17 protein-coding genes and 1 pseudogene are annotated in these 23,938 nt (G+C 68.7%); 10 read left to right on the forward strand and 8 right to left on the reverse strand.

Annotation, left to right across the window (positions count from 1 at the left end; genetic code table 11):
- Nucleotides 1-66: 66 nt before the first annotated feature.
- Nucleotides 67-2,397, reverse strand: coding sequence for a heavy metal translocating P-type ATPase (locus AB0L60_RS26110; RefSeq protein WP_364618529.1), 2,331 nt, complete (start codon nt 2,395-2,397; stop codon nt 67-69).
- A gap of 271 nt (nt 2,398-2,668) precedes the next feature.
- On the opposite strand from AB0L60_RS26110, the gene AB0L60_RS26115 reads away from it, so the two are divergent.
- On the forward strand, nt 2,669-3,109 hold the full coding sequence (locus AB0L60_RS26115) for a pyridoxamine 5'-phosphate oxidase family protein (protein ID WP_364618531.1): 441 nt from the start codon (nt 2,669-2,671) through the stop codon (nt 3,107-3,109).
- A gap of 149 nt (nt 3,110-3,258) precedes the next feature.
- Here AB0L60_RS26115 and AB0L60_RS26120 read toward each other — a convergent pair whose 3' ends face one another.
- Complete coding sequence (locus tag AB0L60_RS26120) at nt 3,259-4,542, reverse strand: ubiquinone/menaquinone biosynthesis methyltransferase (RefSeq protein WP_364618534.1); 1,284 nt, start codon at nt 4,540-4,542, stop codon at nt 3,259-3,261.
- Between the two features lie 94 nt (nt 4,543-4,636).
- Between AB0L60_RS26120 and AB0L60_RS26125 the strand changes: the two are divergent.
- Together AB0L60_RS26125 and AB0L60_RS26130 are read left to right on the forward strand one after the other, a co-directional pair.
- Nucleotides 4,637-4,747: pseudogene (locus tag AB0L60_RS26125) on the forward strand (TetR/AcrR family transcriptional regulator); the annotation flags it as partial.
- A gap of 182 nt (nt 4,748-4,929) precedes the next feature.
- Complete coding sequence (locus AB0L60_RS26130; protein WP_364618687.1) at nt 4,930-5,196, forward strand: hypothetical protein; 267 nt, start codon at nt 4,930-4,932, stop codon at nt 5,194-5,196.
- Here the strand turns inward: AB0L60_RS26130 and mgtA are convergent.
- From mgtA to AB0L60_RS26145, 3 genes are all read right to left on the reverse strand, one after another.
- Nucleotides 5,193-7,805 (reverse strand): magnesium-translocating P-type ATPase, encoded by a 2,613-nt coding sequence (mgtA, locus tag AB0L60_RS26135; RefSeq protein ID WP_364618672.1) that lies wholly within the window; start codon nt 7,803-7,805, stop codon nt 5,193-5,195. The genes AB0L60_RS26130 and mgtA overlap by 4 nt on opposite strands.
- A 255-nt stretch (nt 7,806-8,060) precedes the next feature.
- Nucleotides 8,061-8,708: a response regulator transcription factor gene (locus AB0L60_RS26140; protein ID WP_364618536.1), complete on the reverse strand. Its 648-nt coding sequence runs from the start codon at nt 8,706-8,708 to the stop codon at nt 8,061-8,063.
- A gap of 54 nt (nt 8,709-8,762) precedes the next feature.
- A complete protein-coding gene (locus tag AB0L60_RS26145; RefSeq protein ID WP_364618538.1) occupies nt 8,763-9,782 on the reverse strand; it encodes an NAD(P)H nitroreductase in 1,020 nt (339 codons plus the stop codon).
- Between the two features lie 118 nt (nt 9,783-9,900).
- Here AB0L60_RS26145 and otsB point away from each other — a divergent pair, with 118 nt between their 5' ends.
- Complete coding sequence (gene otsB / locus AB0L60_RS26150) at nt 9,901-13,893, forward strand: trehalose-phosphatase (protein WP_364618675.1); 3,993 nt, start codon at nt 9,901-9,903, stop codon at nt 13,891-13,893.
- On the opposite strand, the gene AB0L60_RS26155 is transcribed toward otsB, so the two are convergent.
- A complete protein-coding gene (locus AB0L60_RS26155; RefSeq protein WP_364618540.1) occupies nt 13,874-14,080 on the reverse strand; it encodes a hypothetical protein in 207 nt (68 codons plus the stop codon). The genes otsB and AB0L60_RS26155 overlap by 20 nt on opposite strands.
- A gap of 228 nt (nt 14,081-14,308) precedes the next feature.
- Between AB0L60_RS26155 and AB0L60_RS26160 the strand changes: the two genes are divergently transcribed.
- Together AB0L60_RS26160 and AB0L60_RS26165 are read left to right on the forward strand one after the other, a co-directional pair.
- Complete coding sequence (locus tag AB0L60_RS26160) at nt 14,309-15,247, forward strand: universal stress protein (RefSeq protein WP_364618542.1); 939 nt, start codon at nt 14,309-14,311, stop codon at nt 15,245-15,247.
- A complete protein-coding gene (locus AB0L60_RS26165) occupies nt 15,244-17,613 on the forward strand; it encodes a phosphoketolase family protein (RefSeq protein ID WP_364618544.1) in 2,370 nt (789 codons plus the stop codon). The genes AB0L60_RS26160 and AB0L60_RS26165 overlap by 4 nt, the downstream gene beginning before the upstream one ends.
- Nucleotides 17,614-17,766: 153 nt before the next feature.
- On the opposite strand, the gene AB0L60_RS26170 is transcribed toward AB0L60_RS26165, so the two are convergent.
- Both AB0L60_RS26170 and AB0L60_RS26175 read right to left on the reverse strand, forming a co-directional pair.
- Nucleotides 17,767-18,120, reverse strand: coding sequence for a DUF1330 domain-containing protein (locus AB0L60_RS26170; RefSeq protein ID WP_364618547.1), 354 nt, complete (start codon nt 18,118-18,120; stop codon nt 17,767-17,769).
- Nucleotides 18,121-18,885: 765 nt separating this feature from the next.
- On the reverse strand, nt 18,886-19,926 hold the full coding sequence (locus AB0L60_RS26175) for a hypothetical protein (protein ID WP_364618550.1): 1,041 nt from the start codon (nt 19,924-19,926) through the stop codon (nt 18,886-18,888).
- A gap of 233 nt (nt 19,927-20,159) precedes the next feature.
- Here AB0L60_RS26175 and AB0L60_RS26180 point away from each other — a divergent pair, with 233 nt between their 5' ends.
- The 4 genes from AB0L60_RS26180 (at nt 20,160) to AB0L60_RS26195 (ending at nt 23,927) form a co-directional block, all read left to right on the forward strand.
- Entirely contained in the window at nt 20,160-20,594 is a 435-nt protein-coding gene (locus tag AB0L60_RS26180; RefSeq protein WP_364618553.1) for a hypothetical protein, read from the forward strand.
- Between the two features lie 22 nt (nt 20,595-20,616).
- Nucleotides 20,617-22,326, forward strand: coding sequence for a SulP family inorganic anion transporter (locus AB0L60_RS26185; protein ID WP_364618556.1), 1,710 nt, complete (start codon nt 20,617-20,619; stop codon nt 22,324-22,326).
- 80 nt (nt 22,327-22,406) lie between these two features.
- A complete protein-coding gene (locus tag AB0L60_RS26190) occupies nt 22,407-22,994 on the forward strand; it encodes a hypothetical protein (RefSeq protein ID WP_364618559.1) in 588 nt (195 codons plus the stop codon).
- 30 nt (nt 22,995-23,024) lie between these two features.
- Nucleotides 23,025-23,927, forward strand: coding sequence for a universal stress protein (locus tag AB0L60_RS26195; RefSeq protein ID WP_364618562.1), 903 nt, complete (start codon nt 23,025-23,027; stop codon nt 23,925-23,927).
- Nucleotides 23,928-23,938 lie beyond the last annotated feature (11 nt).

The raw sequence follows: 23,938 nt of genomic DNA on the forward strand, positions 1-23,938 counted from the left end.
TCGCCGGCGGGCCAGGTCATGATCGCCGGCGGGCCAGGTCATGATCGCCGGCGGGCCGGGTCATGATCACAGCCGTTCGTCGGCGGCGAGGGCGAAATAGTTCTCCTCCTCCTGCACGAAGTGCAGGCGCAGCACGGCATGCAGGCCGTAGAGACAGGCCAGCAGGTCGTCGATCTGATCCGGGTCGAATCCGCCACGCGCGCGGGCCAGTTCGAGATGGGTGCCGATGCGGGTGGCCAGCCGCTGGATCTCGGCGTGTGCGCGGCTCATGGTGGCCGTGGCCTCGGTGCCGCCGAGCGGCCCGGCGAGCGCGGGGTACAGCTGGGTTTCCTCGGCCAGCTCATGGGGCAGCAGGTCGTCGAGCAGGAAACGGTGCACGTCGTCGAGTGCCTCGAGTGCCTCGTCATCCGGGCGCTCCGCGACCCGGTCGGCCACCGCGCGGAGCTTCGTGAGGGCGTCCTGCAGGACATCGTGCTCGGCGGCGAAGCGGTGGAGCAGCTCTTCGGTATCGGCCGGCAGATCCAGATGGGCGGCCGGATTGCCGCGCAGTGCTCGTAGTGCGTTCAGGATGACGGCGACGTCGATGGCCTCCTGAAGCAGTGCGCCCGCCGCGGGCGGCAGCCAGCCGACGGCCGCGACGACCATGGCCGCGAGCGACAGGGTCATGCCGACGGTCGCGCTCTGGACCGCGATGCGCCGCGACCAGCGGGCGATGTCCATGGCGTCCGCGAGCCGGTCCAGCCGATCGGTGGTGAGCACGATGTCGGCGGCCTCGGACGAGGCGGTCGAACCCCGCGCTCCCATGGCCACTCCCACCGTGGCGGCGGCGAGGGCGGGAGCGTCGTTGATCCCATCGCCCACCATGATGGTCACCTGCTGCCGGCTCTCCCGGCGCACCGCCTCGACCTTGTCGGCCGGGCTCTGGCCCGCGTAGACCTCGTCGAGGCCCAGCACCGTCGCGACCTCACCCGCGGGCTCGGGACGATCACCGGTGAGCATGACGAGGCGGTTCAGTCCGGCCTCACGCAGCCGGCGCAGGGTGCGGGGCGCCTGCCGCCGCAAGGGATCCCGCAGCAACACGACACCTCGGGGGTCGTCGTCGACGACGATCCAGGCGACGGCGGCGGAGTCCAGCCGCGCCCGATTCATCACCGGCCGAGCCCATTCCGGGGTGATCATCGACTCCGGCAACTTCCCCACCTGCACGCGATGACCGTCGACCGTTCCGGTGACGCCGCGACCCGCCTGTTCGGAAACCGCTGTGGCAATGGCGAGCTGGAGCTTGCGGGCCAGTGCCTCGGTCACGATCGCCTCGGCCAGCACGTGCGGCGACATCTGATCCACCGACGCGGCCAGCTGCAACAGCCGCGCTCCATCCGCGCCCGGAGCGGCGGCGACCTCCGTGACCACGGGCCGCCCGGCCGTGACGGTACCGGTCTTGTCCATGACCAGAGTTGTTGCGCGACCGAGATTTTCCAACGCCCCGCCGTCGCGCACCACCACGCCGACCCGCGAAGCGCGTGACAGCCCCGACACGATGGCAACGGGCGCGGCCAGCAACAACGGGCACGGTGTCGCGACCACGAGCACCGCCACCGCGCGCACCAGCGATCCGCTGAACCAGTAGGCGGCACCCGCGACGACCAGGGTCAGCGGGAGAAACCACACGGCATAGCGGTCCGCCAACCGGACCGTGGGCGCGGTGGTGGCTCCCGCCTCTCGTGCCAGCCGTACGATGCCGGCGTAGGTGCTGTTGTCGGCGGTCGCGGTGGCCCGCATCTCGAACACTCCGCCGGCATTGAGCACGCCGCTGCGCACCGGCTCCCCGGGGGCGCGCTCGACCTGGAGCGGTTCACCCGTCAGTGCCGATTCATCCAGCGCCGCAACGGTATCCATGATCCTGCCGTCGGTGGGAACCACCTCGCCGGCGGCGATCACCAGGATGTCACCCGGGACGACCTCGTCGAGATCCACGACACGCACCACGTCCCCCTGCCGTCGCCGCGCCGAGCGCGGCGCGCGCTCGAGCAGTGCTCGCAGATCCCGGGCCGCACGCCGCTCGGCGGCGGTATCCAGCGCATGCCCGCTAGCGAGCATGACCGCGATCAGTGCGCCTGCGAGGTACTCGTGCACCCAGAGCGTGCCGGCCAGCGACAACACCGCGATGAGGTCCACTCCGGCGCGCCCGCGGCGCAGCGCCGCGACAACCCACCACACCGCCGGGACCAAGGCCACCACCGTGCCCGCGGCCCAGCACCAGTCGGCCACTGCTGTCGCCCCGGCGGCCCAGGCGACGCCACCGGCGACCAGCGGTGCGATCGTTCCGGCCAGCAGCGCGGTTCCGAGGACGCCGCCGGCTCGATCCAGCCAAGCGTGGAAACGTGAATCGGCCGTCATGTTCTCGTCCCTTCGCCGGGTGTGCACTGACCAGTGCATCGCGGATGTCCGAGGGAGCGGCAGGGCCACAGTCCCCGAACGCCACCGCCCTTCGTCCCTTTCGTGGCCGGGCCCGCGGCTCCGGGCTCATCGTGCGATGTCGGGTGTGGGCTGTGCCGTGTCCGAAGGACGTCCGAAACAGGACCTTCGGCCCTGTGGGGGCGCCGTTGCGGCTGTTGACATGGATCGAGGGGTTTGCAGTGCCGGGAATCAGGTGAGAAAGGGTCGTCAGTTGAAACGTGGGTACCAGTTCGCTCCGCGCGCCACCGAGAGTCTGGGGCGCGCGGAGGCACTGCGGCTGCTGGCCAGTGTTCCGTTCGGGAGGGTCATCTTCACTCGCGACGCGCTGCCCGCTGTCCGGCCGGTGAACCATCTGGTCGACGAGGGCGAGATCATCGTCGTGCGAACCCGCCTCACGTCTCGGCTGACATCGACCGTGCGTGCGGATTCGAATGTGGTGGTGGCGTACGAGGCCGACGACATCGACCCCGTCGCGGGGCTGGGATGGTCGGTGGTGGTGACGGGGATCGCCCGCACCGTGACGGATCCGGAACGGGTCACACGGTACGAGAGCCTGCTGCAGCCGTGGGTCGACGGGTCGATGGACACCGTCGTCGCCATCGAGCCGACCCTGGTGACCGGGGTGCGGCTCGTGGCGAAGCAGGCGGGTTAGCCTGATTCAGGGTGCCCAAGTGCGACGCCAGGCGTCGAGATGGCAGGTCGGCCTGCCGCTGCTTATCGTCGGCCTGGGCGGCCCCGATGAAAATGAGCATGCTGCCGACTGTCGGGAATCGATTTTTTGAATACAGTTTCAATCACCGATCATCGTGGTTTGTCGGCCCAGAGGATGACATTGGTGCCGAGGAACTTCTTGCTCCATCCGATGTTCTGAAAACCCATTTCGCACAGAACATTCGCGACATGTTGAGGTGAGGTGAAGGCGAGGGTGCTGGATTCGAGGTATGCGTACGACGACCGATCGCGAGCAATCGTCTGCCCCAGCAGCGGAATGATCGTGCTCATTCCCCACTCGAGGATCGGCCTCAACGGGCCGCTGGGAGGGCAGGTTTCGAGGATGACGATCCGGCCGCCGGGCGCGAGGACGCGGTGCTGTTCGCGAAGCGCTCCGGGGAGGTCTTCGACGTTGCGGAGCAGATAGCCTTCGGTGACCGCGTCGAAGGACTCGTCGTCGAACGGCAGCCGGGTCGCGTCGGCCTGCTGCCATCGAACCGCGCCCGCCCCGGATTTGATCCGTGCGCGAGCCAGCATCGCCTCGGAGAAGTCGGCACCGGTTACGGCGACAGTGGGATACATCTTTGCCGCCGCCAGAGCGATCACACCTGTCCCGGTGGCCAGGTCCAATAGTCGTCCGCCCGCGGGCGGCGCGGCGTGGGCGGCCACTTCACGGCACCAGCGCGCATGGCGGCCGAGCGTCATGACGAGGTTCATGCGGTCGTAGTATCCGGCGATCTTCTCGAAGATCGTGTGTACCGCAACACCTTTGCCGTGTGAGGTCGCGGCGACGGTGTTCGCCTGCCACTCGCGGCCGATGGCGCGCATCAGCGCCGGATACACACCGAGATACCGAAAAGGCTTGATACCGGCCATGTAGAGGGCGCCCAACAGGCCGTTCGGCTTCACCAGGACAGCCATCTGACCGCGGTAGCCGCCGGTTCCGTCCGCAACCCAGCCGAGGTGCATGACCGCGTGGACGGTCGTGTTGCCCATTTCGGCCGCCCATTCGTTCTCCAGTTGGTACACGGACCTGAACGGCGATGTGCCGAGGTCCGGGCCCCGGGAGTCCGAGCGGAGGTCGGCGGGCAGGCGGTCGTACAGGGAGGGCAGCCGACCGCCGGTGCCGGTATCGGGCCGGTCCCAGCCGAGCAGTGCTCCGAGCTTCCAGCGAATGGTGAACAGCGCCCGGGAGATCACGGTATCGCCGGTCACCCCACCGCTGACTCGTTCGGCGAATTGGCGTACCAGCCAAGGGAAGTCGTCGGGACCGCCCGGCGTCGGCAACGCCCATACGTCCTCCACGGTGAAGTCGTCGGCGATGTCGTGGATCCGCCACGGGCGGTTGGTGTGAGCGGTGGGAGGAAGTCTCACGAGCTCGGCTCCGATCTATACGGTGGCGTATAGATCGAACATAAACCCATCTATACGCCGCCGTATACTCCTTGCCGACGTGAGGAGGCGCACCATGGCCGTGGCTTGCACACCGCGAGGCAGATGGATCGAGGAAGGCTTGCGGGCGCTCGTCGCGGGCGGCCCCGAAGTGGTACGGATCGAGGCGCTGGCACAGGCGCTCGGTGTCAGCAAGGGCGGCTTCTACGGATACTTCCGCCACCGGGACGCACTGCTCACCGAGATGCTCGACACCTGGGAGTACGAGGTCGCCGAAGGCGTGGTCGAACAGATCGAGCGCGATGGCGGGGACGCCAGAACCAGGCTGGAGCGGCTTTTCACCATCGTCGCCGACACGGCGGACGGCCGGTGCGGGGCATCATCGCCGATATCGCGATCCGCGATTGGGGCCGCCGCGACGAGGCGGTGGCCGAACGGCTCCGCCGCGTCGACAACCGCCGCATGGACTATCTGCGGTCCCTGTACTCCTCGTTCTGCCCCGACGAGGACGAGGTCGAGATCCGCTGCCTGATCACCGTTTCGGTGCGCATCGGCAACCACTTCCAGGCCGCCCACAACGGCCCGCGCAATCGCACCGAAATGATGGAACTGATCAAGTCCCGGCTGCTGGCCTAGGAGCCCACGGTCGCCGCCCGAGGCGTTCCGGTGGCGAAACGCGCAGCGCGACGGCGCATTCGATGATCGGGCCGGCGGTCGCGGGCGGCCGGGACGGCGGGGGTTGTCCGGAAGAACCAGTGCTTCGCGGTTTCCGCCAGCGCCAGGTACACGACGATCATGGCGAGCAGCGCGACGAAGAAGGCGCCGGGCAGCGGCTGGAAGCCGAGCGTGGCGGCCAGCGGCGTCACCGGCAGCAGTGCGCCGATTCCCACCGCGGCCAGCGCGGCGGTGAGCAGGGCAACGCTCGGGTGGCTGCGGAAGAAGGGCGTTCTGCGGGTGCGGATCACGAACAGCACCAGGGTCTGGGTGGCCAGCGATTCGACGAACCAGGCGGTGTGGAAGAGGGCTTCGCCCGCGTGGAAGACCCACAGCATGATGCCGAAGGTCGCGAAGTCGAACACCGAGCTGATGGGACCGAACACCAGCATGAATCGCCGGATCAGCCCGATGTCCCAGCGCGCGGGCCGGGCCAGCTGCTCCTCGTCGACGGTGTCGGTGGGGATGGCGAGCTGGCTGGAGTCGTAGAGCAGATTGTTGAGCAGGATCTGCGAGGGCAGCATGGGCAGGAACGGCAGGAACGCGGAAGCGCCGGCCGCGCTGAACATATTGCCAAAATTGCTGGATGTGCCCATCAGGACGTACTTCATGGTGTTGGCGAACACGCGCCGGCCCTGGGTGACGCCGTCCGCCAGGACCTGCAGGTCCTTCTCGAGCAGCACGACATCGGCGGCGTCCTTGGCGACGTCGGTGGCGGCGTCCACGGAGATTCCGACATCGGCGGCGTGCAGGGCGAGCGCGTCGTTGACGCCGTCGCCGAGGAACGCGACATCGACGCCGAGCGACCGCTGCGCGCGAACGATCCGTGCCTTCTGTTCGGGATCGATGCGGGCGAAAACGGTTGTGGTGGACAGCTTCCCGGTGAGATCGTCGTCGGTGAGCCGGTCGAGGTCGGCGCCCGACAGGGTGTCGCCCGCCGGTAGGCCCAGCTGCTCGCAGACCCGCGCGGCCACTGTCGGATGATCGCCGGTGATGACCTTGACCGCGACGCCGAGCGCGGCCAGGCGGCTGATCGCCTCGCGCGCAGAGGCTTTCGGCGGGTCGAGGAACACGAGGAACCCGGCCAGCCGCAGACCGGTCTCGTCGGCGGCCGTCAGCGACGTCCGCCCGGGCGCCGGACGGGTCGCGACGGCGACCACGCGGTGCCCGGCCGCGAACTCGGCGCCGAGCGCCGCGGTGGCTGCATCCGGCACGTTCTCGCAGCAGGCGAGGACGGCTTCGGGTGCTCCCTTCGTAATGATCGTGGCCCCGGTGCCCGGTGCGTCGACCAGGACCGAGACCATGCGCCGCCGATGATCGAAAGGCAGTGTGGCGAGCCGGGTGTGCCGCTCGGCGCCGTCCCGCGGTGCGAGCGGCGCGGCCCACAGTGCCGTATCCAGCGCGTCACCGCCTGCGAGGCGGCCGTTCTGGATCACGCCGTCGGTGCAGGCCATGCCGAGCTCGATGACATCGTCGCCGGCGTCCGGTTCGGCGGCGACCGCGCGCATGAATTCGATCCGTCCCTCGGTCAATGTGCCGGTCTTGTCGGTGAACAACACCTCGATGTCGCCGAGATCCTCGATACAGACCAGTCGCTTCACCAGCACCTTGCGCTGTGCCAGGATTCGTGACCCGGCCGCCAGGCTGGTCGACACCACCGCTGGCAGCAGTTGCGGGGAAATGCCGACAGCGATCGCCAGCGAGAACATCAGCGCGTCCAGTAGCGGCCGGTGCAGCACCAGGTTCACCCCGAAGATGCCGATCGTCAGAACGGCGGCGACGCGGACCAGCAGCATGGAGAACCGGCGCAGCCCGGCCTGGAACTCGGTCTCGGGCTCCCGGCGCGCCAAACCGACGGCGATACGCCCGAATTCGGTGTCGCCGCCCGTCGCTGTCACGACGCCACGTCCGGTCCCGGCGGCGACCACCGTGCCCATGAGTGCACAGCAGGCCAGCTCGGACACCGGGCTCCCCGCCGCTACCGGGTCGGTCGATTTGATCACCGATTCCGACTCGCCGGTCAGCACCGATTCATCGCACTGCAGTCCGGTCACGGACAACAGCCGCAAATCCGCGGGCACCAGCTCGCCCGGCCGCAGCTGGACGATGTCGCCCGGTACCAGCTCCGCGAGGTCGACCGATCGTGCCTGTCCGGCACGCGTCACGACGACTCGATGCCGGATGCGCTCGTGCAGTGCGGCCGCCGCCTGCTCGGCGCGGAATTCGTTGACGGTGCCCAGCCCGACGGACATCGCCACGATCACCCCGATGACCACCGCGTCGCTACGCTCGCCGAGGAAGAACGACACCAGAGCGGTCGCAGCGAGCAGCAGCAGGAGCGGCGAGCGCAATTGCCGCGCGATGACCGGCCCGATGCGCGCGCGATGCGCCTGAATGGCGTTCGGCCCGAAAAGGCGTGCCCGTCCGGCATATTCGGATTCGGTCAGCCCTTCGTCTCCGGTGGCCAGTACGGTCAGAATCCGGTCGGCGGGCTGCGCCGCCGCCTCCGTGGCGGGTACGGCCCGAACCATGTGCGGCAGCGCGCGATTCGTGGCCGAGGCCAGCGCGTGGACGTGCATACAGTCGAGGATTCCGCTGTTCGGGCCGGGCCGATAGGGCCTGCTCGCATCCAGAGAGGGGACCAAAGACCTTGTAGCCGAGGACTTGCCGCCGCTATTGGCGAGCCCGGGCCTCGGGGGTCGGCTGTCGGGTCGGTGTGGCCGGAGGCGGGAACGCGCGATCGCCGCGCCTTCGGCCGAAGACGCGGCGGGGGAGCACGGTTCGCTCTACTGCGGACGCGGATGGTCGCCACGCAGCTTGGACGCGTAGACCGCGGCCTGGGTGCGGCGCTCCATGCCGAGCTTGGCGAGCAGCCGGGAGACGTAGTTCTTGACCGTCTTCTCCGCGAGGAACATTCGTTCGGCGATCTGCCGGTTGGTCAGCCCGTCGCCGAGCAGGTCGAGAAGTTTGCGCTCCTGGTCGGTGAGCCCGGCCAGCGGGCCGTCGGACTGGGTGCTGCGCCGCAGCCGATCCATCAGGGCCGCGGCGGCGCGGTTGTCCAGCAGCGAGCGGCCGGCGCCGACCTCCTTGATGGCCTTCGCCAACTCCATGCCCTTGATGTCCTTGACCACGTAACCGCTGGCTCCGGCGAGGATCGCGTCCATCATGGCCTGCTCGTCGGTGAACGAGGTGAGGATGAGGCAGCGCAGCGTATCGAGGCGCGAGAGCAGATCACGGCAGAGTTCGATGCCGTTCCCATCCGGCAGCCGGACATCGAGGACCGCGACATCCGGTTTCAGCGCCGGGATTCTGGCCAGGGCCTGGGCCACATCGGAGGCTTCACCGATGACGGTGAGTTCCGGGTCGCTGTCGAGCAGGTCGACGAGTCCCCGGCGAACGATCTCGTGATCGTCAACGAGAAAAACCTTGATCATGGCCGGTTCCCAATCTGTAGGTCGTCGTGGTCGAACATAGCTCTCCGGGACGGATTATCGGGTATGGCCGGACGGAGCTGGGCCGCCGGGGGCGGCGGGAGCGGTGACCTCCAGGATCTGTTCGAGGGGCAGCCGTGGGGTATGGGTCGGCTGCCGGTCGGAGGCGGGAACCGTGCCGACCCGCACCAGCACCTGGGGCTGCTCCACGCGGCCGGTGAGCTCGCGGATGACCGCTCGGCTCTGCGGCACTTCGGTGACGTGGGTGATCGGGCAGGTCGCATAGCCCGCGACCGTGCATTCGAGCAGGATGGTGGACAGCGCCTCACCGCAGCGCAGCAGGTCCGCGGAGGTGTTGCCGCTCGACACGACGAGAACCACGGACCGATCGTCCTCGATCTCGGTCCGGCGCGGCTCCTCGTCGACGGCCGGGAGTACACGGCTCAGATCGACCCGCTCGCGCTCCTCGGCGGATACCCGGGCCGTCGGCGGGATACCCTCCGCGGGGAATGAATGTCCTGTCCACCACTGCAATTCGGCTTGATAGCCGGAATCGTAGCGACGTATCGCCGCGGTCAGCCGTGAAGCGCGGGCGAGCTCGGTGCGGGCCTCGGGCGGCAGCACGGTGATCACTGCGTCGGAGGGGTCGACGATGACCGGCAGTACCGGTTCGAATTCGCTCCAGTCCGCCGGTGCGGAGAAGGGGAGTCGGTCGGTGTAGCGAACCGTGATGGCGGCGGCCCGATCCCGGTCGGCGTCGGTCACGATCCGCGACGGCTCGAAGGTCACCGTCGCCGGCTGATCATGCCGGTTGGGGTTGGGGAAGTACGCGACCTGCGTCTGCCACCCGGCCGCGGCCAGCGCGGCGCGCAGATGCCCCAGCACGAGACCACAGCTGATCAGCATCTGCCGACCGGAGTGGTCGGTGGCCGGGAGCATGCGCGATGGCACCGAGAACAGGTGCAGGGCATCGCCGTCGAAGACCCACCGCCACGGCTGGCTGTTGTGCAGGGAGGGCGCGCGACCGGCCAGCCGGACTGCCTGCTCGATCGTGTCGCCGCTGGGTAGTTGGCTCATGGACTCACGCTAGGACGGGTGGCGTGCGCGCTACAGGGGCCGTTGGTCCTCGTTACGGTGCTACAGGACCCTTGGCCCGGCGCCCGGACGCACGCACGCTGAAGCCGTGGACGACAACATGCGGCCCGCGCCACTGATCGACGCGCGGCGCCATGACGCGGTGATATTCGATATGGACGGCGTGGTGACCGATAGCGCCCGCGTCCACGCGGCGGCCTGGAAGGAGATGTTCGACGACTTCCTCGCACATCGGGCGCCGGCCCCGGGCGAGATCCTCTCACCCTTCACCGACGACGATTACCTGCGGTGGGTGGACGGTGAACCGCGCTACCGGGGTGTGTCCGATTTCCTTGCCGCACGCGGTATTTCGCTACCAGAAGGCGATCCCGCCGACGCCGAGGACGCGGGAACGGTGTGCGCACTCGGCAACCGGAAGGACCGGTTGTTCCTCGAACGGCTCGCCCGCGACGGCGTCCCCGCGTTCGACTCTACGGTGGCCCTGGTGCGGCGCCTGCAGACTGCGGGTATCGGTGTCGCGGTGTTCTCCGCCAGCCGCAACTGCGCCGACGTGCTGCGGGCCGCCGGCATCGGAGACCTGTTCGCGGTGCGGGTGGACGGCATCGTGGCGGCGGAGCTGGGGCTGGCGGGCAAGCCCGACCCGGCGATGTTGCTCGAGGCCGCGCGTCGGCTGGACGCGGAGCCGGAACGGACCGTCGTCGTCGAGGATGCGGAGGCCGGTGTCGCGGCGGGCCGGGCCGGCGGATTCGGTCTGGTGATCGGCGTCGATCGGGGCGGGCACGGCGATCGGCTGGCCGAGCGCGGGGCCGATGTGGTGGTGCCCGACCTCGATCGGGTGCGGCTACGCAACGGCTTCCGGCGGATGTCGGAGGTGCCGGATGCGGTCGCGCGGCGGCTCGGTGACCTGCTCGACACCGAAAAGGCCTCCGTCCTGCTCGATTTCGACGGCACGCTGTCGGCCATCGTCCCCGATCCGGCGGCCGCGACCCTGGTGGAGGGCGGTGCGCCGGCCCTGGCTCGGCTCGCGGAGCAGTGCCCGGTCGCCATTGTCAGCGGGCGCGAGCTGGCGGATCTTCGCGACCGGGTCGGTGTCGACGGACTCTGGTACGCCGGGTGTCACGGCTTCGAATTGCAGGCCCCGGACGGCACGACGTATGTGCACGATGCCGCTCCGGGCGCGGAACGCGCGCTGGCGGCGGCAGCGGAGGAGCTGACCCGGTCGTTGAGCGCGATCGAGGGGATCCTGGTGGAGCACAAGCGGTTCGCGGTCGCCGTGCACTATCGGCGGGTCGCCCCGGAACACGTCGGCGCGGTGACGGCCGCCGTGCACGCGCAGGCGCACCAGCGCGGCCTGCGCGTGACGGGCGGACGCAAGGTGGTCGAATTGCGGCCGGACATGGACTGGGACAAAGGCACTGCGCTCCAGTGGATCCTCGGCCACCTCGTCACGCCGACGCTGCCGATCTACGTCGGCGACGACCTCACCGACGAGGATGCCTTCGACGCCGTGGAGGCCGAGGGCATTTCGATCGTGGTCCGGCACGACGAGAACGGCGACCGGCGGACCGCCGCCCACTTCGCGCTGCCCGGGCCCGAGGGCGTGCGCTCTTTCCTCGACGAACTGGCCGTTCTACTGGCGGCCGAATCCGCTGGGGCGGTGTCGGATTCGTGGGTGTTCGCCTTCGACGGGTACGACCCGGCGCACGAGCGGCTGCGGGAGGCGCTGTGCACCGTCGGAAACGGATATCTCGCCACCCGCGGGGCCGCGCCGGAGTGCGCGGCGGGGGAGCACCACTACCCGGGTACCTATGTCGCCGGTATCTACAACCGGCTCTTCGATCAGATCGCAGGGCGCACCGTCGACAACGAGAGTCTGGTGAACCTGCCGAACTGGCTGCCGGTCACGTTCCGGATCGGCGACGGCGACTGGCTCGACATCGATGCCGTCGAATTGCTGTCCTATCGCCAGGAATTCGATCTGCGCCGGGCAGTCCTGCTGCGGCACTTTCGCTTCCGGGACAGCACCGGTCGCATCACCGCGGTGCGACAACGGCGGTTCGCGGCCATGCACGCGCCACACCTGTGCGCGCTCGAGACCGCGGTGACCGCCGAGAATTGGTCGGGCACGGTGGTCTTCCGCTCGACGGTGGACGGCGCGGTGAACAACAGTCTGGTGGCGCGGTATCGGGACCTGTCGGGGGATCACCTCGAGCGGGTCTCGGCGCGGGAGCTGTCACCTGAATCGGTGCTGGTGGTGGTGCGCACGGGGCAATCCCGGATTCCGGTTGCGACCGCGGCGCGCGGCACGCTGCACCGAGAGGAGGTGAAGCTGTGTCCCGCTACGGAGCTCGTCGAGGGCGACGGGTCGATCGGGCACGACCACGGCGTCGCGATGGCCGAGGGCGACACCGTCGTGCTGGAGAAGATCGCGGCCGTGGTCACCGGCCGCGACCACGCGGTCTCGGCCCCGGACGACGAGGCCGCGCGCGCACTGCGCAGTGCCGGCCGGTTCGCTGACCTGCTCGAATCGCACACGGCCGCCTGGGAACACCTCTGGGATCGGCTCCGCATCGATCTGGGCGGCGGTGAGCACGCGACCCGGGTGATCCGGTTGCACCTGCTGCATCTGGTGCAGACCCTCTCGCCGCACACCGCCGATCTGGACGTAGGGGTCCCCGCGCGGGGTCTGCACGGGGAGGCCTATCGGGGGCACGTCTTCTGGGACGAGCTGTTCGTGCATCCGGTTCTGAGTCCTCGCTTCCCACGACTCGCACGCGGCCTGCTGCGGTACCGATACCGGCGCTTGCCGGAGGCGCGGCGCGCGGCGGCCGCCGCCGGGTTGTCCGGGGCGATGTTCCCGTGGCAGTCCGCTTCCGACGGCCGTGAGGAAAGCCAGCTCATGCATCTGAATCCGTTGTCGGGGCACTGGAATCCGGACCCGAGCCCACGCGCCCACCATATCGGCAGTGCCATCGCCTACAACGTGTGGCAATACTTCCAGTCGACGGGCGACCTCGAATTCCTCACCGACTACGGCGCCGAGCTCATGGTGGAGATCGCCCGGTACTGGGCGAGCCTGGCCGACTACGACCCGCGCCACGACCGGTATCACCTGCGCGGGGTCATCGGGCCCGACGAATTCCACACCGGTTCGCCGAGCGCACCGGGATCCGGCGTGGACGACAATGCCTACACGAATGTGATGGCGGTGTGGACGTTGCTGCGGGCGCGCGACGCGCTGGCACGGCTGACGCCCCGCGCACGGGCGGAACTGCTCGAATCGCTGCGCGTCTCACCGGTGGAACTGACGCGGTGGGAGCATGTCGGGCGGCGGATGTACGTGCCCTTCCACGACGAGGTCATCAGCCAGTTCGACGGTTACGAGCAACTGGCCGAACTCGATTGGGACGGCTACCGGCAGCGCTACGGCGAGATCCAGCGGCTCGATCGCATCCTCGAGGCCGAGGGCGACGACGTCAACCGCTACCGGGCCGGCAAACAGGCCGATGTCCTGATGCTGTTCTATCTGTTCTCCGCCGACGAATTGCGGGAAGTGTTCGAGTATCTCGGCTATGACCTTCCCGGGGAGATGATTCCGCGGACGATCGACTACTACCTGGCCCGTACGTCGCATGGTTCGACACTGAGCGCGCTGGTCCACGCCTGGGTGCTGGCCCGCGCGCATCGGGCGAGGGCGATGGAATTCTTCGACCGGGTCCTGGACTCCGATACCGCCGATATCCAGGGCGGGACCACGCAGGAGGGAATCCACCTCGGCGCCATGGCCGGAACCATCGACCTGGTCCAGCGGTGCTTCACCGGAATGGAGATCCGGGCCGATCGCCTCATCTTCAACCCCTGCTGGCCCGACGAGCTGGGGGAGCTGCGCTTCTCGATCGTCTACCGCGGGCACCGGCTCGCGATCAGGGTCAGCGCCTCCGATCTGGAGGTCGCCGCCGATCCGGGCGTGGCGGACCCGGTGGAGATCCATTACGACGGGTTCACCGAGCTGCTGGCGGCGGGGGCGACGGTTCGAATGCCGGTGAGCCGCAAGGTATCAGATCCGGATCCGCTCACGATCGCAGCTGATTGACACCCCATCGGGCCAGCCCGATCGCGACGGCCAGGTATTCGACGAGCGCGAGATACACCAGCACCGCGCCGTACAGCCGAGCCCAGAGCGAGATGTAGTCGGTAGCGGCGGGAACCGCGACCACCATCGCCGCGCCGAGGACCAGGGCCACGGTCGCCACGGCATGCGGAGTTGCGGGAGGGTTCATGGCAGCAAGTTTTGTCGCTGCTCGCGCGGATCAGCAGGGCCGATGTTCCCGACACCGGTGGGACCAACGGCCGAAGTCCCAGGTCGCTCAGCCCGGTCGCCGCGCAGAGGTCTTTGGTCCTCACTCCGAGGACGATCGCCTGCAGAGGGCGGTCAGGTCCCATTTCTACCGTGAGAGTACGAGCCCCTCCCCGGGCGCCGACGATTTCACCTCACCCCGGAGGTCAGGATGACACACCAGGAACTCGACGATCCGCATCGGCTGGCCTCGGCGCCCGTCGTGGTGGGCGTGGACAATTCGGAAGGTTCGGCGCGGGCGGTGCACTGGGCCGCGAACTACGCCGCACAGCGGCAGCGGCGACTGCACATCGTCCACGGCCTGGATCTGGTGGCGGTCAGCCGTGGCGTCGGCCCCTACTCGGTGGCGGCGCCGTCGCTGGCCGAGGCGGTCAAGGCCGCCGGTGCGGCGGCCATCGCCCGGGCCCGGCTGGCCGCCGGCGACTACGAGCCGGAGCTGACGATCTCGTCCGCGGTGTCGACCGACAGTCCCGCCCAGGTGCTGATCGATCTCAGTGAGTCCGCCTACGCGGTGGTGATCGGGGCGACCGGGACGGCCGGCACACTCTCGCATCTGGGATCCACCCTGTTCTCGGTGACCAGTCACGCCCGGGGCGCGGTGGTCGTGGTGCGGCCGGATCCCGACGCGGCCAACGCCGTTCGCGGCTCGGGTCCGGTCGTGGTCGGCGTGGACGGCAGCCGCGTGAGCGAGGCCGCGATCGGCGCGGCGTTCGCCGAAGCCTCCGAACGGGGGGTGGGATTGGTCGCCGTCCACGTCTTCAGCGATTGGGACACCGGGCAATTCGCCGACGAGGTGATCCCGCTCGTGACCGCCGAGCTGGCCGGCGTCGAGGAAGCAGTCCTGGCGGAGCGGTTGTCCGGCTGGCAGGAGAAGTATCCGGATGTCGAGGTGACCCGCGAGGTGTTCGCCTCCGGACCCGCCGAGCGGCTGGGGGAGCTGTCGAAGACCGCGCAGCTGGTCGTGGTCGGCAACCGTGGTCGCGGCGGATTCATGGGAATGCTGCTCGGATCCACCACCCATTCCCTGGTGCAGCACGCGCACTGCCCGGTGATGGTCGTGCACGCCGATGACGAGGAGACGAAGCGATGACGCTGACCATGCCCGGCGCCGGAACCGGAATCCGGGACGACCTGATCGATCTGGACGCGTGGTGGCGGGCCGCCAACTATCTGGCCGCCGGGCAGATCTACCTCATGGACAACCCGCTGCTCACCGAGAAGCTGCGGCCCGAGCACATCAAGCAGCGGCTGATCGGCCACTGGGGAACCGTGCCCGGGGTGACGCTGACCTACGCCCACCTCAATCGGGTCATCATGCGGACCGGGCAGCAGATGCTGTTCGTGCTGGGCCCCGGCCACGGTGCCGCCGCGCTCACCGCCGCGACCTGGCTCGAGGGCACCTATTCGCTGCGGCACCCGGAGGTCGGCCAGAACCTGGCCGGGATGCGAGAACTGTTCCGGCAGTTCTCCTTCCCGGGCGGTGTTCCCAGCCATGCCTCACCGCATCTGCCGGGTTCCATCCACGAGGGTGGCGAACTGGGCTATTCGCTCGCCCATGCCACCGGCGCGGCGCTGGACAATCCGAATCTGGTGGTGGCGTGCATGATCGGTGACGGCGAGGCCGAAACCGGGGCTCTGGCCACCAGCTGGCACGGGTCGCTGTTCCTGGACCGCGTCAGCGACGGCACTGTACTGCCGATCCTGCACCTCAACGGCTACAAGATCGCGAATCCGACGCTGCTGGCACGCATGTCGCGCCACGAACTCGACGCCATGCTCAGCGCGCAGGGCTGGGAGCCGATGTATGTCGACGGCGACACGCCGGCCGAGGTCCACGACCGGTATGCGACCGTGCTCGACGAGGCGATGGAGCGGATCCGGGAGATACGCGAGTTCGCCGAACACGGCCTGGGTCCGCGCGATCCCTGCCGTCCGATGATCGTGCTGTCGACTCCGAAGGGGTGGACCGGTCCGATGATGGTGGACGGCGTGCGAGTCGAAGGCACCTTCCGGTCGCATCAGGTGCCGTTGCCGGGCGTGCGCGAGAATCCGGAACACCTTGCGCAACTGGAGGACTGGTTGCGGTCCTATCGGCCCGAGGAGCTCTTCGACGACGAGGGCCGTCCGGTGGACCGGATTGCGCGGCTACATCCCGAGCACCTGCGGATGAGCGCCAATCGCGCCGCGCACGGTCACGACAGCGTCGACCTGCAACTGCCCGACCCGACCGACTACGCCCTCGAATTCCCTGCTCCCGGAACCGAATCGGCGGAGGCGACGCGGGTGCTGGGCGGGTATCTGCGTGACGCGCTGGTCGAGAATCCGCACAATCTGCTGTTCTTCTCGCCGGACGAGCACACGTCCAATCGCCTGGACGCGATCCTCGAGGTCACCGGTCGGCGCTGGCGCGCCAGGCGGATCGCGGACGATGATCGGCTGTCCCCGGACGGCCGCGTCTTCGAGGTGCTGTCGGAGCATCTGTGCCAGGGCTGGCTGGAGGGCTATCTGCTGACCGGCAGGCACGGTGTGTTCTCCACCTACGAGGCCTTCGCGCACATCATCGACTCGATGGTGGTGCAGCACGCCAAATGGCTGCACATGGCGGCGGAATTCCTCTGGCGTGAGCCGATTCCCAGCCTGAACTACCTGATCACCTCGCACGTGTGGCGGCAGGATCACAACGGGGCGTCCCATCAGGATCCCGGCTTCATCGACCATGTGCTGAGCAAGCGGCCCGAGGTCAGCCGGGTGTACCTGCCGCCGGACGCCAACTGCCTGCTGCATGTTTTCGACCACTGCCTGCGCAGCCGTGGCCGGGTGAATGTCGTGGTCGCCGGGAAGCAGCCCGCGCTGCAATACCTCGACGACGACGCGGCGCGGCTGCACTGCGAGCAGGGGCTGGGTGTGTGGCATTGGGCGAGTTCGGATTCCGATCGTCCCGCCGAGGTCGTGCTGGCCTGTGCCGGGGACGTCCCCACCCAGGAAGCCCTGGCCGCCGCGGCGCTGCTGCGAGAGCTGGCGCCGGACTTGGCTGTCCGCCTTGTCAACGTGGTGGACCTGGCCCGTCTGTTCCCGCCGGATCGCCATCCGCACGGGATCTCCGACGAGGAATACCGTTCCGTCTTCACCGACTCGCCGGTCATCTTCGCCTTCCACGGCTACCCCTGGCTCATCCACCGCATCGCCTACCGCCGCCCCGGCCACGACGTCATGCACGTCCACGGATTCACCGACAACGGCACCACCACAACACCTTTCAGCATGTGCGCCATGAACGGCGTCGACCGCTTCACCCTGGCGGCCGCCGCCCTCGCCGAGGTGCCGCGCCTGTCCGAACAGCTCGCCCCGCTCACCGAAGAGCTCACGGCACGCCGTGAGGCCGCCGACGCCTACGCCCGCCGCTACGGCATCGACCCACCGGAGATCGCCGACTGGCGCTGGTCCGCTCAGCTGTAACAGCAAGATAGGTGTGGGCGAACTCCCGGTGTAGCGATGACTTCAGCAACCACTGCTTCACCAGGAGTTCACTCAAATCTCGAGTGTTGCGAACCGTGGCGGATGATGCCGCACAACGGTTTTGCCAACCAGCTATCGATCCCTGCCGGAAGGCTACGGCTGCTTTCCGGCCAGGCTCCCCCGCATTCTTTCCACCGCCGCAGTCGGTTGGTAGCCATCGGGAACGCCGTCGACCATTATGATGTCGCCGTCGATGTGGCGTGAGCGCAGTGGCGCGATGTCCCGGTATGCGGGCGATTCCCACCATGCTCTCGCGTCCGCGATCCCGGGAAAGCCGATCATGACAACGTGTCCGGGCCAGCTGCCCTCCTTCACCTCGTGCTGTGTCATGTGCACGAGGTAGCGGCCACCGTATGGTGCGAAAGTGCCGGGAAGACGCTCGATGTACTCGGCGATCTCCGGATGTGGGGCAGCATCCTGCAGGTGGGCAATCACATACGCGGGCACGACGATGTCCTTTCGGTCTACCGGTTTCGCCTGATCCCGATCTTGACACGCCGGAGGAAACCGCGTCGATTACCCCAGAGGTAAGCGGAGCAAGGTGCCCAAAGCCGCCCGGATCAGCGAACCAGCGAAGGAGAACATCGACACAGAATCCGCAGCCTGAATGGTCTCATTCGATTTTCCTGCCCCGCCGCGTCGAGTGCCTGCGGATGCTGACGAGGTGCTCCGTGTGCCACAGCGGATTTCGAGCTGACTCGCCCTGGAGATGCCCTCGACGAGACCATGCCGTTGGCGGCATCGGTTTTCGGCGGCAGGACCGTGTTTGCGGCACCGGTGGGATTCGTTCCTGGCACGCTGGGTTACTGATCAGTTGCCCAGTCTGTTTTTGCTGCTTTGACTGGGCGGTTGGTCTTGTGATCCCCCGGATCGGCATCGTTCGGTGACTTCTGTGAATGCGCTGATCAGGCATGTTAACTGAAGTAACACATATCACCCCCTAATCGGCGGCTGGTCTGGTGGATATCGGCAGCGCGCTCGATAGAGTTTCCAATCAGCTACTACAGCAGCAGTTTTCGATCCCGAGTCGTGTCACGCGGAGAGGATCGAGGAGACGTGAGCCGCTCACCCCCTTCGCAGCGGCTCACGGTTGTCCCGCGGATTGCCTGCAACGATCCCCGGTGACGACATCAAGGTCGACGCCCGGGTGCGGTCGGTTTGCCGCCTGCCCCGGGCGTCGGCCCCGACCGCCGCCGGCGGAGCTCCTGGAGGTCAGCGGTTTCGCCGATGCGGCGGTGCGGGGGCGGCCTGGTCGGCGAGCGTGAGGATGTCCGCTACCGGGCGGCGAGGGGTGGGGGGAGGTAGGCGCGTGTCGTCGATCGGTAGGGTGCCGATGCGGATTACCGCCTGCGGAATGCCGGGGCTGGAGATCATGCCGGTGAGCAGGTCGCGCCCGTCGGGTAGCTCGGTGATGTTGGTCAGGGTGCAAGTGGCGAGCCCGGCGGCCGTGCACTCCAGCAGCACCGCGGACAATGCCTCGCCGACACGAACCCATTGCGGTACCGAGTCCCGCACGGCGCTGAGCACGACGAGCTGGGCACGATCGGCGAAGTGATCGCGGCGGGCGGTGCGCGGACCCGGGGGAAACACCCGGCCGACGCCGACCTGCGCGAACTCCGCCTCCGATGCCAGCGCGGTGCGCGGAATGCCTTCCCAACCATCGGAATGTCCTGCCCACCAGTGAAGTTCGGTGTCGTAGAACATGTCGTGGCCGCGCAGTGTCGCGAATTTCCGGGAGAGGGCCGCGAGCTGTGGCCGGACGGATTCGTCGAGCACGTCGAGCCGCACATACTGTGCCGCTGTCAGCGCGCGCAGCCTGGGCAGGAGCTCGGCCCACCCCTGCGGCTCGTGGAGGGCGAGCCGGTCGGTGCGGCGGTGTTCGACGGCACGGGCCAGGGTGTGGACGCTCGCCGGGGGATTGCTCCACGGCCGGAACTCGATGGCGGCCAGTCGGTCCGGGTGGCGTTCATCGGGAACGTGCAGGATGTCGGTGTGCCAGCCGTGGTCGGCGAACACGGTTCTGATGTGGTGCAGCATCGCGCCACAACTGATCACCAGCTGGCGGCCGAGCGGGTCGGTCGAGGTCAGCTGCCGTTCGGCGTCGGCATACAGGTAGAGGCGTCTGCCATCGAAGCGCCAGCGCCACGGCTGGGTGTTGTGCAGCGACGGCGCTCGCGCCGCCACCTCGACCATCGCCGTGATTGTCGCCGGATCGGGCACGGGCCCACCGCGCACACCTTCGTCGCCGCTCATACCGAAAGTCTGCGGTTTTCCGGCAGCTCGGACATACGGCCGTTGCTCCTGCGCCGCAGGGTATTTGGTCCCTGTTGTGCGCGGTACGGTTGTTCGGCAACGCAGGCGGCAGGGTGCTCATCGAGGCCCGATACCTAGGGGCAATAGTCATCTCGAGTACGAGCTGTCGACTCTGCCGACCCCGAAGGTGGCTGCGCCAGGCTCGGGAATGCCGACCGGAGAGGACCGATCCCATGACCACCGCCCGTGCCTTCATCACCGCCGCAGTCTTCCTCTGGCTGGGCATGGTGCTGGCCATCTCGTTCATCGAGGCGCCGCTGAAGTTCCGCGCCCCGAATGTCACCCTCGCCATCGGACTCGGCATCGGACGCCTGGTCTTCCGTGCCCTCAACGGCGTCGAATCCCTGCTCGCCATCCTCGTTCTCGCCGCCGTCTGGGCCGATCCCCCCGGTGTTGCGACGACCGGTGCCCTCGCGGTCGCGATCGGCGCATTGGTCCTGCAGCTCGTTTTCGTGCGGCCCCGGCTGACCCGGCGCAGCGACGCGGTGCTGGCGGGCCACGAAGGGCCGCGATCGCGCAGCCACTATGCCTACGTCGCCCTCGAAGCCGTGAAGGCGATCGCCCTGCTCAGTGCCGGTGTGTTCGTGCTGAACAGCGCGATGGGATGACTTCGCGCGCTACGGTGCTGTGATGGGTGACGCCACAGGGCGGTGGCTGCCCGGGACGCGACAGTTCCGGGGTTATCGGCGTGGCTGGCTGCGGACCGACGCCGCGGCCGGAGTCACTGTGGCGGCCTATCTGGTTCCGCAGGTGATGGCGTATGCGACGGTGGCCGGTCTGGCGCCGATCGCGGGCCTGTGGGCGGTGCTCGGCCCGCTGGCCGTCTATGTGGTGCTGGGGACCTCACGGGTGCTGTCGGTCGGGCCGGAATCGACGACCGCGCTCATGACGGCGGTGGCGCTGGCGCCGCTGGCCGCGGGTGACTCCGCCCGATACGCGGCATTGGCCGCGGCCCTCGCGCTGCTGGTCGGAGCGTGCTGTGTGGCCGGCGCGGTGACCCGGCTGGGGATGCTGGCCGATCTGCTGTCGAAGCCGGTACTGGTCGGCTATCTGGCCGGGACGGCGGCAATCATGATCGTGGGCCAGCTCGGCCGGGTCAGCCGAGTGACTGTGACGGGAGAGTCCATCCCGGATCAACTGCGGTCCTTCGCCGCGCATGTCGGCGAATTGCATTGGCCTACTGTGTTTCTGGCCGGCGGTACGCTGGCCGTGCTGGTGGTGGCGGCGTGGTGGGCGCCGCGGCTGCCGGGGCCGCTGGTGGCGGTGCTGGGCGCGGCAGCGGTGGTGGCGGTGTTCTCGTTGCGGGAACGCGGGATTCGCGTGGTGGGTGAGATCCCGTCCGGGCTAGCGGTGCCGGGTGTACCGCACGTCGCGGCCGCGGACCTGGCGAGACTGCTGCTGCCTGCGGTCGGGATCGCCCTGGTCGGATTCTCCGACACCGTCTTGATTGCCCGGGCGTTCGCGGCCCGGCACGGCGTGGCCGTCGACGCGAATCGCGAATTGCTCGCCATGGGCGCCACCAATCTGAGCGCCGGTGTCTCGCAGGGATTTCCGGTCAGCTGCAGTGGCAGCCGCACGAGTCTCGCCGCCGCCGCGGGTGCACGTACTCAGTTGTACGCGGTAGTGGCGCTGCTGACGGTGCTCGCCGTCTTGTTCTGGGGGCGGGCCGTGCTCGCCGCGTTCCCGGTCGCCGCGCTGGGCGCGCTGGTCATCTACGCCGCGCTGCGGCTGATCGACCTGCCGGAGTTCCGGCGCCTGGCGCGATTCCGTCGCAGCGAGCTGGTGCTCGCGCTCAGCACGGCCCTCGCGGTGCTGGCGGTCGGCGTTCTGTACGGGATCCTCATCGCCGTCGGCCTGTCGATCCTGGACCTGCTGCGCCGGGTGGCCCGCGCCCATGACGCGATCCAGGGCTTCGTCACCGGTCTGGCCGGCATGCACGACATCGACGACTACCCGGAGGCGACGACCGTGCCAGGACTGGTGGTCTACCGATATGACGCCCCCCTGTGCTTCGCCAACGCCGAGGACTTCCGCCGCCGCGCGCTGGCGGCCGTCGATACCGCTGCCGCGGCGGTCCTGGTTCGCTGGTTCGTCCTCAACGCCGAGGCCAATGTCGAGGTCGATCTGACCGCACTGGACGCCGTCGACCAGCTTCGTGCCGAATTGGCGTCCCGCGGCGTGGTTTTCGCGATGGCGAGGGTCAAGAAGGATCTGCGCGCGGCGCTGGATGCGGCCGGGCTCACCGCCCGCATCGGCGCTGATCGCATGTTTCCGACGCTGCCGACGGCGCTGGCGGCCTACCGGCACCAGACCGGCGACCTCGGACCGGCGGATCAGTGACTTTCGGCCGTCACCGAGCGGCCCTGGACGCGAGATGCTGAACGGGCAGACAAGAAACTCCAGGGACGAGGAGCCGGGCCATGTCACACAATTGCTCACTGCCGTGGCGGGTGTGGCGGATGCGGCCGTGGAACACGAATCCGCTCATGCGGGCATCCGACCGCTGGGAGTCGGTGCTGCGCATACTGGTGGTCGTCCTGCTACTGCTGACCGTGCCGGTCGCCGCCGCGGTCGGCACCGAGACGTACACCCGCAGCGCCGCCCACATCAGTGTCGCGAACGCTTCCAAGACCACGGTCCACGCGACGGTTCTGACCGCGCCGAAGGAAGTCCAGCCGGCCGGTCCCGCGCAGCCGGCGCGTTTCGAGTCGCAGGTGCAGTGGCAGCGCGACGGGAACCTCGCGACCGGAACGATCGAGATCCGGCGCGATACGAAGGCCGGTGACACGGTGCAGATCTGGCTCGGGCCCGACGGCCTGGTCACCGACGCGCCGCGGCAACCCGAGATGGCGATGTGGGACGGCGTCGGCACCGGTGTCGCGCTGCTCGTGGGAGCTGGATTCGGAGCACTCGCGCTGCTCTGGTGCGTCACGCAGGGGCTGGAACGCCTGCACGCCGCGCGCTGGGAGGCGGAGCTGCGCGGGCTCGGCCGTCCCATCGGCACCTAGACACCACAGACCATCGGGAGGATACCGATCATGAGCGACGAACCCAGTTCTGTTGCCGGGCAACCAATATCGCGCATCATTATCGCCGCCGTCGACGGCTCTGCGACCTCGTACCAGGCGGCGGTGTGGGCCGCGGCGGCCGCGGATCTGCACGGCTGCGGACTGCACTTGGTCACCTCCATCTCGCTGCCCGTCGGCGAGATCCCCGGAGAGTTGCTCGGAGACACCGACCTGGAGCTGCTGGACCGGGGCGGTCAGCGAATCGTCGGCGAAGCCGGCCGCATGGTGCGCGCCGCGGCGACGGGTGCGGCCGTGCCGATCACGACCGAGGTAATTCGTGAACCCATCATCGGCTATCTCCTCGGTCAGTCCAGGCGCGCGCGTGCGATCGCCGTGGGCAGCCGCGGACTGGGCGCGATCCGGCGCGGACTGCTCGGCTCGGTCGCCGACGCGGTCACTCGGCACGCGCACTGCCCGGTGGCGGTGATCCACGCGACCGCGGCGGCCGATCCGCTGTCGGCGGAGAAGCCGGTGCTGGTCGGCATCGACGGCTCACCCCACAGCGTGCCCGCAGTGGAATTCGCGTTCCAGGAGGCCTCGGTACGCAAGGTCGGGGTGACCGCGCTGCACGCGTGGACTGACGTTCTCGGCTCCTACGTGCCGCTGATCGGCTGGGAGCCGCTGCGTGCGCAGGAGAACGAACTGCTCTCCGAGCGGCTCGCCGGGTTCGGCGAACGCTATCCCGACGTGCCGGTCCGTCGCATGCTGGTGACGGAACGCCCGGCCCAGGCTCTGCTCCAGGAATCCGAGCACGCGCAATTGGTCGTGATCGGCAGCCGCGGCCGCGGCGGCTTCACGGGCATGCTGCTCGGTTCCACCAGTTCCACCGTGTTGCACAACGTCGAGACCCCGACGGTCGTCGTGCGCGCGTAATCGAGGATCAG

Source organism: Nocardia sp. NPDC051981, assembly GCF_040680715.1.
In the GTDB taxonomy this organism is placed as follows: domain Bacteria; phylum Actinomycetota; class Actinomycetes; order Mycobacteriales; family Mycobacteriaceae; genus Nocardia.

Coding starts and splice junctions, on each gene's coding strand:
- AB0L60_RS26110 (WP_364618529.1), bottom strand. CDS start 2,397: ATGACGGCCGATTCACGTTTCCACGCTTGGCTGGATCGAGCCGGCGGC.
- mgtA (WP_364618672.1), bottom strand. CDS start 7,805: ATGGTTCGGGCCGTACCCGCCACGGAGGCGGCGGCGCAGCCCGCCGAC.
- AB0L60_RS26140 (WP_364618536.1), bottom strand. CDS start 8,708: ATGATCAAGGTTTTTCTCGTTGACGATCACGAGATCGTTCGCCGGGGA.
- AB0L60_RS26145 (WP_364618538.1), bottom strand. CDS start 9,782: ATGAGCCAACTACCCAGCGGCGACACGATCGAGCAGGCAGTCCGGCTG.
- otsB (WP_364618675.1), top strand. CDS start 9,901: ATGCGGCCCGCGCCACTGATCGACGCGCGGCGCCATGACGCGGTGATA.
- AB0L60_RS26155 (WP_364618540.1), bottom strand. CDS start 14,080: ATGAACCCTCCCGCAACTCCGCATGCCGTGGCGACCGTGGCCCTGGTC.
- AB0L60_RS26160 (WP_364618542.1), top strand. CDS start 14,309: ATGACACACCAGGAACTCGACGATCCGCATCGGCTGGCCTCGGCGCCC.
- AB0L60_RS26165 (WP_364618544.1), top strand. CDS start 15,244: ATGACGCTGACCATGCCCGGCGCCGGAACCGGAATCCGGGACGACCTG.
- AB0L60_RS26175 (WP_364618550.1), bottom strand. CDS start 19,926: ATGAGCGGCGACGAAGGTGTGCGCGGTGGGCCCGTGCCCGATCCGGCG.
- AB0L60_RS26180 (WP_364618553.1), top strand. CDS start 20,160: ATGACCACCGCCCGTGCCTTCATCACCGCCGCAGTCTTCCTCTGGCTG.
- AB0L60_RS26185 (WP_364618556.1), top strand. CDS start 20,617: ATGGGTGACGCCACAGGGCGGTGGCTGCCCGGGACGCGACAGTTCCGG.
- AB0L60_RS26190 (WP_364618559.1), top strand. CDS start 22,407: ATGTCACACAATTGCTCACTGCCGTGGCGGGTGTGGCGGATGCGGCCG.
- AB0L60_RS26195 (WP_364618562.1), top strand. CDS start 23,025: ATGAGCGACGAACCCAGTTCTGTTGCCGGGCAACCAATATCGCGCATC.